The organism is Sporolactobacillus inulinus (assembly GCF_006539285.1).
Taxonomy (GTDB): Bacteria; Bacillota; Bacilli; order Bacillales; family Sporolactobacillaceae; genus Sporolactobacillus; species Sporolactobacillus inulinus.
This window is the reverse complement of the sequence record NZ_BJMS01000097.1, coordinates 1-11,885: the sequence shown is the minus strand read 5'-3', so window position 1 is coordinate 11,885 and position 11,885 is coordinate 1. Positions and strand designations below refer to the sequence as shown.

General features: G+C 47.6%; 10 protein-coding genes. 7 read left to right on the top strand and 3 right to left on the bottom strand.

What is annotated here, in order from left to right:
- From SIN01_RS12090 to SIN01_RS12080, 3 genes are all read left to right on the top strand, one after another.
- A partial coding sequence (locus tag SIN01_RS12090; protein WP_244935258.1) for a VanZ family protein occupies nt 1-633 on the top strand: 633 nt, incomplete at its 5' end.
- Nucleotides 634-740: 107 nt separating this feature from the next.
- A complete protein-coding gene (locus tag SIN01_RS12085; protein ID WP_010026638.1) occupies nt 741-2,033 on the top strand; it encodes a methyl-accepting chemotaxis protein in 1,293 nt (430 codons plus the stop codon).
- Between the two features lie 45 nt (nt 2,034-2,078).
- A complete protein-coding gene (locus SIN01_RS12080) occupies nt 2,079-4,178 on the top strand; it encodes a methyl-accepting chemotaxis protein (protein WP_010026639.1) in 2,100 nt (699 codons plus the stop codon).
- Nucleotides 4,179-4,337: 159 nt separating this feature from the next.
- Here SIN01_RS12080 and SIN01_RS12075 read toward each other — a convergent pair whose 3' ends face one another.
- Nucleotides 4,338-5,570, bottom strand: a complete 1,233-nt coding sequence (locus tag SIN01_RS12075) for an aminopeptidase (RefSeq protein ID WP_010026640.1) — start codon at nt 5,568-5,570, stop codon at nt 4,338-4,340.
- 198 nt (nt 5,571-5,768) lie between these two features.
- On the opposite strand from SIN01_RS12075, the gene SIN01_RS12070 reads away from it, so the two are divergent.
- Entirely contained in the window at nt 5,769-5,867 is a 99-nt protein-coding gene (locus SIN01_RS12070) for a YjcZ family sporulation protein (protein WP_141306102.1), read from the top strand.
- A 43-nt stretch (nt 5,868-5,910) separates the two neighbouring features.
- On the opposite strand, the gene SIN01_RS12065 is transcribed toward SIN01_RS12070, so the two are convergent.
- Both SIN01_RS12065 and rsgA read right to left on the bottom strand, forming a co-directional pair.
- On the bottom strand, nt 5,911-6,444 hold the full coding sequence (locus SIN01_RS12065) for a GNAT family N-acetyltransferase (protein WP_010026641.1): 534 nt from the start codon (nt 6,442-6,444) through the stop codon (nt 5,911-5,913).
- 155 nt (nt 6,445-6,599) lie between these two features.
- A complete protein-coding gene (rsgA, locus tag SIN01_RS12060) occupies nt 6,600-7,658 on the bottom strand; it encodes a ribosome small subunit-dependent GTPase A (protein ID WP_010026642.1) in 1,059 nt (352 codons plus the stop codon).
- Between the two features lie 355 nt (nt 7,659-8,013).
- Between rsgA and SIN01_RS12055 the strand changes: the two genes are divergently transcribed.
- The 3 genes from SIN01_RS12055 to lacD all read left to right on the top strand — a co-directional run bounded on the left by SIN01_RS12055 (nt 8,014) and on the right by lacD (nt 11,737).
- On the top strand, nt 8,014-9,057 hold the full coding sequence (locus SIN01_RS12055) for a YkvI family membrane protein (RefSeq protein WP_010026647.1): 1,044 nt from the start codon (nt 8,014-8,016) through the stop codon (nt 9,055-9,057).
- Between the two features lie 187 nt (nt 9,058-9,244).
- Nucleotides 9,245-10,525, top strand: coding sequence for an Nramp family divalent metal transporter (locus tag SIN01_RS12050; protein WP_029548288.1), 1,281 nt, complete (start codon nt 9,245-9,247; stop codon nt 10,523-10,525).
- Nucleotides 10,526-10,729: 204 nt separating this feature from the next.
- Nucleotides 10,730-11,737 (top strand): tagatose-bisphosphate aldolase, encoded by a 1,008-nt coding sequence (lacD, locus tag SIN01_RS12045; protein ID WP_010026649.1) that lies wholly within the window; start codon nt 10,730-10,732, stop codon nt 11,735-11,737.
- Nucleotides 11,738-11,885 lie beyond the last annotated feature (148 nt).

The following is an 11,885-nucleotide window of genomic DNA, read 5'->3' as shown; positions in this document are numbered from 1 at the left end:
GGCCGTCGCAACGAAGACTTTGCCTTCGGCCATAGGCTTGGCAAAGTCAAGTTTTCTAATAGATACGTATTTATGATGGGAGATGGAAAGATGCTGAAAAACCGTAAAGCGTTCTTTTTCTGGCTCGTACTTATTCTATTGATTGTCGGCTTAATCTACAAAGGCTCATCGACCCCCTATGCTGAACAGGATCTCCAGCCGTTTTTAAAGGCACATTTCCAGTGGACGGCGGAAACCTTTCCACATGTTGATTTGTACTACAGCGGGCAGCATGTGACTTCTGAGGACCCGTATGCACTGTTTGAATTTGTGTTCCGCAAGGCAAGCCATGTTGCGGAGTACTGCTTACTGACCTTTATGCTGATCAATCTGTTCATGACAACGGTGATGCCGCGTCTGCTTTGCTACCTGTGCGGGCCGGCGATTTCACTTTGCTATGCCATGTTCGATGAATGGCATCAGACGTTTGTGCCGGGACGTACCGGGCATCTGATCGATACGTTTACCTTTGATCTCTTCGGCATGGTTCTCGCGATGGTGATCGTATTTCTGCTCGATGTGTACTATTACCTGTTTTACACCGGCAGTCATCAGACGCGACGCATGAATTTCGGGCAGAGTCAGCACGAATAAGGCAAGTCGCTTTAAACCTTTTAAGGATATAAACCGATATAAAGAGCGTATCGTCGCTTTAGTTTGTGAATGGTAAACGATTGTTTTTTTTGCGGGAGGAATCATCGGTGGAAACTTCAGAGAAGAGCAATATAAACAACAAACGAACGCCAAGGAGGTATAACCTCCAAACTGCTTATTTTGCGGTCTTTTGTCTTGGCGCTCTAGCCACTGCTTTTCTATTCTATTTCTTTGGGCGCAATGAATGGCTGATCGCCGCGTTTGGCGCGGCTGTCGCAGTTCTTATTCTAGGCATTGCTTCCTTATATGGTATTTTCAACACCTATAATCTTCGTGTCAAACGGCTGCGTGCCGCTGTGAGCAAAGCAGAAGAAGGAGATCTGCAAACGATCGCACATGATACGGAAAACGATGAATTAGCGCGGCTTGCCGCAGACATCAACCGCCTGATTCAGACGAACCATACGCGTGTCGGTATTATGACGGATGTTTCTGAGAAGGTAAGGAATGCATCGCAAACGATTGCGGCCAATGTTGAAGAACATCGTGCCTCCTCAAGCGAGATCGGATCGGCCATGAGTGAAATTGCCGCAGGCGCCTCGGATCAATCAGAACTGGTGAGAAAAAATAAACAGGCAACCGATCAGTTAAAAGAACGAACGAACGCTATTGAAGAACAAACCGCTCTGATGAGTACCGGGGCAGAGCAGCTGATCGACGTCTCGAACCGAAATAAACAATCGGTCGTTAAGTTGCGCAAGCACTCGGAACGCACCATCAGTGCAACCGCGGACATTATCGATGCCATTGGATCATTAGAGGCACGCTCGAAAAATGTCGGTCAGATCATAACGGATGTATCGGAGATTGCCGGGCAGACCAATCTTCTGGCGCTAAATGCGGCAATTGAGGCGGCACGCGCCGGTGAACAAGGAAAAGGATTTGCCGTTGTTGCGGATGAAGTGCGTAAATTGTCGGAACAAACGGATCAAGCGCTCAACGAAATCTCTGAGTTAATCAATGGCATTCGCGACGATACGGCGCACACCGTCACCTTTGCCGGCAAGACGAGCAAAGTGCTTGAAGAACAATTTGTTGTTGTCGCCGACTTTGAAAAAGCTTCGGCACAGATTACGGAGGCTGTCGCAGAGAACCGCAAACAAATCGGCATGATCACAGATTCGATTAAAGATATGTCGGAACGTACTCAGGAGATTAAGACAACCATCGACGGCATGGCACAAATCAGCGAGCAGAACGCGGCAGGTACCGAACAAGCAACGGCATCGATCGAGGAGCAAACCGCCGGGCTGGATCATCTAAGCAAGCTGGCAGCCGATTTGGAGAGCGATGCAGAAGCAATTCGCGCGATGCTGCGCAATGAATCGCAAACAAAATAAAGAGAAACTGGCGTGCAACCTCGGCAGTTTTAGGGGGAGAGATACTTGAGAAAGAAAGATACTACAAAAGATAAAAAGTTAAGGAACAAACCGCACCGCATTGAAGAAAAGAATCATCGCGTGGTCCGTTTTATTCAGCATCTCTTTGGCTACATAAATGGACGGGCGTTGCAGCATATGAGTCTTCGCAAGCAGCTGCTGATTCCAATCGTGTCGGTAATGGTGATCGTCAGCATCATTGGCGCATCATTTAGTTATATCTATGGTGCACGAATGATTCGTGAGCAGCTGACCAACGCCACAAGGCAACAGCTGAACGCCACCGATCAAACGTTCAATACATATTTTGACGATGCACAATCGGTTGTCCGCCAGTTTACGATAAACCCAATGTTGAACAACGTGGACAAAAATTTTAATCAAATACAGAAAGACTTTGAGAATGTTCTCAGTTCAAACACCAAGTACCAGGCATTAACTTATGCTTCTGCGAAAAAGGACATTGTCCGTTCGCCGCTCTATTTCTTTTCAAGCAGCTATGACCCTACGGCAGAACGCTGGTACCAGGAAGGGGTCGCCGGCAAGGGCAAGTCGATTTGGACCGATCCCTATATTGACCAAGTCACCAAGCAGAATGTTGTCAGTGTCGAACAGGCAGTGGTTGACGGCGATCGGGTCAAGGGTGTCATCAAAATGGATCTGTTCATCCAATCGCTTGTTCGTGAGGTCAGTGCTTCAAAACTAGGCGATAACGGCCATGCCGCATTGCTGGATAGTAAGGGCACCTACATTGCATCGGCAGATCAGGATGAAGTCGGCAAAAGTGCTGCCAAACAGGACTTTTATAAGAAAATGCATCAAATGGGGAAGAGCGGAAGCTTTTATGCAACGATTGACGGTGTAAAACGGCTGGTCGTTTTCAAAACAAACAAAATTTCCGGTTGGACACTGCTCGGGATCATTGATAATGGAGAAATCGCCAACAAAGCGAATCTGATTGCACTGCCATCTGTGTTAACCATTTTGATCATTATTGCGGTTGCCATCTTGTATATCATCTATGTGTTTGGCATCATGCTTAAACGATTAAAGAAGATTCAAAGGGCAGCAGGCAAAATTGAAAAGGGAGATTTGACGGTTGTCATCCCAATTGAAGGCAAAGATGAATTTGCGCAATTGACCCACAGCATCAATGCGCTTGCCCATGCGAACCGTCAAGCGCTGAAAAAGATGGCGGATGTGTCGCAGCAGATTGCCGGTGCGTCACAGACCTTGGTTGCCAGCAGTGAGGAAAATGTCGCTTCGGCGAATGAGATCACGGCCACTGTGACGGAAATTGCTGCCGGGGCATCGAATCAATCTGCTTCAATCGACGAAAGCCAGGCGTCGCTTCAAGAGCTGTTGCAGCAAGTGAACCAAATTGATCAGCAAAGTAAAGAGGCACTTACTGGAGCCAACCAGATGAAGGATCATGCGAGTGGCGGACGCGCGAAAATGAATCATTTATCCAGCCAGTCGAGGTCGTCAGCGGATACGACCCGCAAAATCATCACTACCGTGCAGAAACTTGATGAGCATGCAAAAAATGTGCACCAGATTGTTGATGTTCTCGATGGTATTGCGCGAAGAACCAATCTGTTGTCGCTGAACGCAAGCATTGAAGCGGCTCATGCAGGCGAGCACGGCAAGGGATTTGCCGTTGTCGCAGGTGAAATTCGCAAGCTGGCCCAGCAAACCAACGTTTCATTAAAAGAAGTAACCGCGTCGGTTCAATCGATGAATGAAGAAATTAAGCAGGCTGTTGCCTATTGTGATGAGACCGCTACGGTACTTCAAGGCCAGACTGATGCAGTCTCTGAATCCGATCATGCATTTAAGGAAATCGAGAAAACGATTCAACAAAATGTAAAAGGTCTGGAGACGATTGCCGATGCGATCATCATGACGCATCAACAAATCGAGCAGGTAACGCAAGGAGCACAAACGATTGCAGCAACGAGCGAGGAGACCGCGGCAAGCACGGAAGAAATGAGCGCATCTGTTCAAGAACAGACCGCCTCAATGGAAGAGCTGAACCGGCTCGCCGGCGAGTTAGAGCAACAAGCCCAAACCATGCAAGAAGAAATCAAACGCTTTAAAATTTAAGCAACCGAACGAAAAAGTCACCCGATAATCATCGGGTGACTTTTTTTGATATCAATAGACGCCGTTCCTGTACAAGAAATAGGCTTTGATCCTTGAGCGGAACGCCACGGGGATTGAAGGCACAGGGAACAGCAGTTTGTTTGGCACTTTTTCGTTCGTTTAGATCACCCAGTTGCCGTTGCGGAAGATTGGAGTTAGCGTTCCGTCTGCAGCCTCAGCATCGATGTCCAACTCGCCGGATCCAATCATGAAATCAACATGCATCAGGCTTTGATTAGCGCCATGCGTGCTTAACTCGTCTAGGGTCATCTTTCGTCCACCCTGATAATTAAACGGGTAGGAGTGACCGATCGCGAGGTGGCACGAAGCATTTTCATCAAACAACGTATTATAGAAAATCAAATTTGTATCCGAGATTGGTGAGTGATGCGGTACGAGCGAGACTTCGCCAAGATAATGCGAGCCTTCATCCGTTTCAATGATCTGACGCAGTGTATCCAAACCTTGCTCCGCAGAATAATCAACAATTCTTCCCTCTTTAAATGTGAGTGAGAACTTATTGATGAGATTTCCGCCAAAATTAAGCGGTTTCGTACTTGCAACGGTACCGTTTACTCCTTTTTTCAGCGGCAAGGTGAAGACTTCTTCGGTTGGCATATTCGGCTGGAACGGAATGCCCTGATCGTTAACCATTCCGCCGCCTGCCCAAAGATGTTTGTCAGGAAGCTCAATCACAAGATCTGTGCCCGGACCTTTGTAGTGCAGCTTTTTAAACCGCGCCTTATTGAAGTAATCAAGCTTATCACTTAAGGACTGGATATGCTTTTTCCATGCAGCTTCAGGATCGGCTGCATCCGCTCGTGTAATCGCAAAGATCTGTTTCCAGAGCGCGTCCATGCGTTCATCCGCAGCGAGGTCGGGGAAAATCTTTTTCGACCAGGCCTGCGTCGGCACCGAGATAATCGTCCAGCTGACCTTCGCGCTGCTCTTATCGTTTGAGAATTGCTTATTTGCTGCCGCAGCTGCCTTCTGCGCTGCAGCAATTCGTTTCGCGTCAATGCCGTTTAGCAGTTCAGGATTCGGCGAGTAAATATAAAGAAACGCAGCATTTTGATCCGACAGTTCCTGATGCGCGCGAGCGCGCCACGTCGGGAACGTATGTAACGACGCTTCAGGAGCAAGGCTGAGTCTGAGACGCGTCAATGCTTCATCGCTCCATTCGACATAAACATTTCGCGCGCCGGCTTCATAAGCTTTTTTCACGACCTTGCGCACAATCTCCGGGGATTCAATTGGTGCGAAGATCATGACTTCCTGGTCCTTCTGCACATTTAACCCAACGTTAACCGTAATATCGGCGTAGTGATCGAGCAGTTTTTCAAAATTTTCCATTGAGTGAGCACCTCCATAATCCAACATCGCGTTCCTGTGCAGCATAATCTGTCGCAACACAAATCATGATCATTCTATCACAGTAGAGCAGGAGGGGCATAAACAACATACTGAGCACTCCCAAATTGAAATTAAGGAGAAACGCATTTGGGGGCGTGTGCATAGGATAGGAATGAACCCACGGAGGTGATGAGGACTATGGGAGCTCCAGTAGGTTTTGGTTATAACTCAGGCTTCGCATTGGTGGTTGTTCTATTCATTCTTTTGATTATCATTGGTGCGACTTGGGTTTGCTAAAGAAGAAAAGATCGGCCGGTTGCGAGCCCGACCGATCTTTTTACTACATAACGCGGTTATAAACAAGGTGAAAGATCGCATTTTTTCGTTGCTGAAATTCCCTTTCAGATAGTGCTTGCGGGTATTGCATCAGCCGAAGCAGGACGCGATCGCCGGTACGGCGCAAATCCGGTTGTACATAACCAAATCGGCTAAGTCTAAATCCGTTGCGCCGGTAGAAATGGATGCGGCGTTCAGCCAGTTCCGTTTCAGGCTCCTCCACCTCGAGCAGCACCGGTTTGTTCGTTCGCCGCAAATAGTCTTTGAGCATTTGTCCGCCGATGCCGTTTCCACGCAGGCTCGGCGCCACCGCAAAGTGCTCAATGAATAGAAAATCGTTAAAGGACCATTCAGCGATAAATCCATCGATTGCATGTTTTGATGCGCTGTAGCGCGCCCATACCGTAAATGCGTCTTCTTGTAGCAAAGCATGTTCGCTAAGGCGCGGACGCACCTCAACGTTTGGAAAAGACTGTTTCATAATTTGAAAAAACAGGTCGAAATCTTCGTGTCGTAACGGCTGCAAATTTTGATTCATCAGTATTCTCCTTTTCAAGTGACCCATGGTATCTCCTAATCATTTTACGCGATGAAAAAATAGGCGACCCTCCCAAGATATGCTGCAATACTTTAAGGAGACCGCCACAGGGGCAGTCTCCTTAAGCGAACGATCTATTTTGTCCATCCATCGGCTTATTCGTGTTTTTTGCGTATCGCTTTATGGATTTTCTTCCAGCGTGCTTTTTCTTTGAGGCGTTCTTGAACGTTATTCTTGCGCCGGATAAAAGCGAGTTCGCGCTGTAATTTCAGATAACTGTCGTAACGCGACTGGCTGAGCGCACCGGTGTTCAGCGCTTCTTGAACAGCGCAGCCCGGCTCATTCTGATGCGAGCAGTCGCGGAACCGGCACCGAGCAGCCAGCGTTTCAATGTCGGTAAAACTGTGGTCAAGCGAATCTTCCGAAGCTGTCCACAGTTGCAGCTCGCGCATCCCCGGGGTGTCAATAATGACCTCACCATTCGGCAGCACAATCAGTTCGCGGCTCGTGGTTGTATGCCGACCGCGATCATCGTCCGCGCGAGCAGCGTTTACCTTTTGAATGATCTCGCCGCACAGCCAGTTTGCAATTGTTGATTTTCCGACCCCGGATGAACCGAGAAAAACAGCCGTTTTCCCTTCGCCAAAATATGCGCCCAGTTGCTCTTTTCCGGTATCTGCGATGGCGCTTACGGTAATAATCGGCACCCCGAACGCAACTTCCTGTACGGAAGCGACTTTAGCATCGAGATCGGCACAAAGGTCGGCTTTGCTGAGTAGCACAACCGGATTGGCACCACTGTCCCAAGCCATGGTCAGGTAGCGTTCCAGTCTGCGAACATTAAAGTCGTGATTCAGCGCCATAACGAGAAAGGCTGTGTCGATGTTGGCAGCAACAATTTGTTCGACTGTTGTTGAACCGGCTGCTTTCCGTGAAAATTTGCTGAAGCGAGGCAGGACGCGGTCAATGGCTGCCTTGTGTTCAGAAGGACGCTCGCGGCAGACAACCCAATCGCCGACAGCAGGGAAATCTTCGCGTCCGTTAGCCTGGTGGCGAAATTTACCGGTCACCTCGGCGAGATAGCTGCCCTGCTCGGTCATCAGTTTGTACTGCCCTTTGTATTCTGAGAACACGCGGCCAAACGATTGATCATGATTAAGCGTAAGAGAGCACTTTTCTATATACTGATTCCGGCCATATTTTTCAAGTTTCAATGGATATCCCCCGTTTTTATAAGAAAATTAGGTATTAAAAAAAGACCGTCTGCACGGTCTTTCCATAATGAGTACGACCATGCAAGCAGCCGCCCATCCCTAATCGTCAATAGAAACGTCAGTGATTCCCGTGGATCGGGGATTGGCGGCAGAAGACAATTGAAGTTAATGAGGTCTTGCGGATTCTGCTTGCCATAATACATATCCCCTTTCCTGAAGTCTTTTTACACCTTCATTCATTATAAGTGAGGCAAACTGGCTTGTAAAGCGGTTACTGAAAAGGAATTGTCGGGACAAGCGCTGCATAGGATGGCGATAGGGACCATTTTAGGCAATTCTAGAGGGGGCATGATTGATGGTGAAACGAAAAGTGATTGGGATCCTGCAGGTTGCGGCAACTTTTGTGGGGACCGTAGTTGGCGCAGGATTTGCCTCAGGCAGAGAGATCATTCAATTTTTCACCCAATATCATGCATTCGGTACGATCGGTGCTGTGTTCAGTGGTGTGATCATGACCTGGATCGGCACGAAAATGATGATTTATGCAAAACGAATGAATGCGTATTCGTTTAATGAACTGCTGATCCGTATGTTTGGCGAGCAGGTCGGCAGTATCATCCAAGCACTTCTTTTTTTTATCACACTCGGTATGACCGGCGTCATGCTTGCCGGAGCCGGGGCACTCTTTGGTGAGCAGCTAGGCCTCAATCGACAGTTGGGCATTTTGCTGGCGCTGCTGATCGGCATCTTTTTCGTGTTCAAAGGGTTGCGCGGGCTTCTGTTTATCAATTCACTGGTTGTTCCGCTGTTGCTCTTTTTTGTTGTTCTCACGTTTTGGACAAACCAAGCCGGCCCGCAAACGTTTCCGGAAAGCGGACAATTCCGCTGGATGACGGCTGCCTTTAATTATGCTGCCTATAATCTTTCTATGGCGCTGATTGTACTCGTTCCAATGGCCCGCGATATCGATGATGAACAGGTGATTTTCGCAGGGGGTATCCTTGGCGGGGCATTGCTTGGCGGACTTCTCTTGCTTGCCCATCTGATGCTGATCGGGCGTCCCGGGATCGGTCTGTTCGAGATGCCGATGGCGGAGATGGTTCGGCCGCTTGGTTTGGTGATGAATTACGCGTTTATTGCTGTGATCTTCGGCGAAATCTTAACGACATTTGTCGGCAATATTTTTGGATTGACGCGGCAGCTGCACAGCGTTTTTCCTAGATTTTTTTCGATCCGGCTGGCGATGATCGTCCTCATCTTGTGCACGTTTGTGATTGGACAATTCGGCTATGGATCGCTGATTACCACCCTTTATCCTTTGTACGGCGCGCTTTGTTCAGCCTTGTTCCTCTATATGTTCTTCGTTCGGCTCCCGCGACATCCCAGTAAATTCTGTTGAATAAAATTAAATTTTGCAACTATAGCGTTTCAGCGAAAAATAAGTTGAAATCTGCTTGGAAATACAGTAGGTTAAGTCTATAAGAGTTTCTCTCATGAAACATCTATTGATTGAGTGAAAAAGGAGGAGAGTCATGTCCGATCAAAAGTGTTCGAAGACCGGACAGTATCGATTCGAAAATCAAGGAATGAAAAAAAGACAAGCTTCCGAACGATTCGGAGCCGAACCAGAAACGCAGTCCTTTGAGCAAGCAGTTGGGGAAGCAAAGGGCTGGAGGCAGATGCTTCCGTTTATCGGTCCAGCCTTCATCGCAGCCGTTGCGTATATCGATCCCGGCAATTATGCGACAAATATTCAGGCCGGGTCACAATATGGCTACTTGCTTTTGTGGGTCGTCATTGTCTCGAACGTGATGGCTATTCTTATTCAAATGCTGTCCGCGAAGCTGGGCATTGCGACGGCACACAATTTGCCGGAAATTATTCGTGATCGATGGCCGAGGAAGGTTTCCTTTTTTTATTGGATTCAAGGGGAAGTCATGATTATGGCGACCGATCTTGCCGAATTTATTGGCGCAGCGCTCGGTTTTCATCTCGTTTTCGGTATGCCGATGATCCCGGCTGCCCTTTTGACCGCTGTCTGTGCACTCTTGATTCTTACTTTTCAAGTGAAAGGATTCCGGCCGCTTGAAATGGTCATCGCGATGATGGTTTTTATTGTCGTCATCGCATTTAGTTGTGAAATTCTTTTTTCTTTACCCGAGTTCAAACCGTTTGTCCAGGGGTTCGTTCCGAAATTCCAAGGCAGCGAGAGCGTCTTGCTTGCGGCAGGCATTCTTGGTGCGACGGTGATGCCGCACGCGATCTACATGCACTCAGGGCTTACCTGCCGCCGGGTCATCGGTCGTAATGCGCAAGAGCGGAAGAAAATATTTCGCTTTGAACAGATTGATATATTGATTGCCATGGTGATCGCCGGTATTATTAATGCGATTATGCTGACGGTAGCCGGATCAACATTTTTCGGCAAAGAAGTGATTGATGACTTGTCCGTTGCTTTTCACGGATTCAGCAACTATATTGCTCCAATGGCCGGCATCTTGTTCGGCGTGGGGCTGCTGTCTGCAGGACTGTCAAGCTCGTCGGTCGGCACGCTTGCGGGGGACATCATGATGCAGGGGTTCATCCATAAGCGTATTCCCGTCTTCATTCGTCGTATCTGCTCGATGCTGCCGCCGCTGATCTTGATTATTTCCGGTGCAAATGCAACGAAGGCTCTGGTGATCAGTCAGGTTGTCTTGTCTTTCGGCATTGCGCTCGCTATTATTCCGTTGGTCATTTTTACGAGCAAGAAAACGATAATGGGTCTACTTGTGAATCATAAGTTGACGACAGCCGCTGCATGGGGGATTGCGGCAGTCGTGATCTGCTTGAATGTTTTCTTGTTGTACCAAACCTTTTTTGGTTGAGCGGCGCCGTGTGCTTCTGTTTGTTAGAAAAATTTTGTTCACAAGATTATTGCATTTACCAAATTGACTTTATGCCGGATAATGACGTAAAATGAAGATTGTGAGATAAAAACGATTAACCGCATCTGCTTTCAGCGGTTGTTAGTCGTTTATTTATAGCTTGGGGAAAGTTTTTTCCCAAAAAATTCTTGGAGGTTATACTTAATGGTTAAAATGACTAAAGGCAAGTTTGAATTCCTCGAACAATTGTCTGACAAGAATGGCGTCATTGCTGCATTGGCAATCGACCAACGCGGTTCATTGAAAAGAATGATCGGCGCAGCACAAGGCAAAGACGCTACGGTTGAAGAACTTGCGGATTTCAAAACACTTGTTTCAAGAGAACTAACACCATATGCAAGCGCAATTCTGCTTGACCCTGAATACGGTATCCCTGCCGGCAAAGCACGCGCAGCTTCTTGCGGTCTGCTGACATCTTATGAAAAGACAGGTTATGACGCTACAGAACCTGGCCGTATCCCGGACCTCCTTCCTAACTGGTCTGTAAAGCGCATCAAAGAAAACGGCGGTACTGCTGTTAAATTGCTCGTTTACTTTGATCCGGATGAACCCGATGAAATCAACGATGTAAAGAAAGCCTTCGTAGAACGCATTGGTTCTGAATGCAAGGCTGAAGATATTCCGTTGTTCTTCGAAATCGTTACTTATGACGAAAAGATCACGGACAAAGAAGAATATGCAAAAGTTAAACCGCAAAAGGTTCTTGACTCGATCAAGGTCTTCACACAAGAACGCTACGGCATCGATGTTCTGAAATTGGAAGTTCCTGTTGACATGAGCCGTGTTGAAGGTGTCGGCGAAAACAAACCGGTTTACACTGCTGAAGAAGCAAAGAACTACTTCCTCGAAGTTGACAAGCTGACAACGATTCCTTACATCTGGCTGAGCGCAGGCGTTTCAACGGAACTCTTCCAAAAGACGCTTGTATTTGCACATGATGCAGGTGCAAAATATAACGGCGTTCTTTGTGGCCGTGCAACATGGCGCGACGGCGTTGAAGCTTACGGCAAGGGCGGAGAAAAAGGCGCTGTTGAATGGCTTCAAACGCAAGGTAGGAAGAACGTTGAAGAACTTAACGCTATTCTTGCTGAAAATGCAACACCTTGGTATGAAAAATTCGGCGGCAAAGACAAGATCGAAGTCGTTGACTGATTTAATGCCTATTCATGCTTGATAAGAGACGCAGCGAAATCATTCGCTGCGTTTTTTTTGTGTGATAATGGCATGTGAAATCCTGAAGTTAAAGCGAAAATCCGAAGTTAAAGCAAATCGACCAAAAGTTAAAGCGAAATCCGCGAAA

Coding starts and splice junctions, on each gene's coding strand:
- lacD (WP_010026649.1), top strand. CDS start 10,730: ATGGTTAAAATGACTAAAGGCAAGTTTGAATTCCTCGAACAATTGTCT.
- SIN01_RS12050 (WP_029548288.1), top strand. CDS start 9,245: ATGAAAAAAAGACAAGCTTCCGAACGATTCGGAGCCGAACCAGAAACG.
- SIN01_RS12065 (WP_010026641.1), bottom strand. CDS start 6,444: ATGAATCAAAATTTGCAGCCGTTACGACACGAAGATTTCGACCTGTTT.
- SIN01_RS12075 (WP_010026640.1), bottom strand. CDS start 5,570: ATGGAAAATTTTGAAAAACTGCTCGATCACTACGCCGATATTACGGTT.
- SIN01_RS12070 (WP_141306102.1), top strand. CDS start 5,769: ATGGGAGCTCCAGTAGGTTTTGGTTATAACTCAGGCTTCGCATTGGTG.
- SIN01_RS12055 (WP_010026647.1), top strand. CDS start 8,014: ATGGTGAAACGAAAAGTGATTGGGATCCTGCAGGTTGCGGCAACTTTT.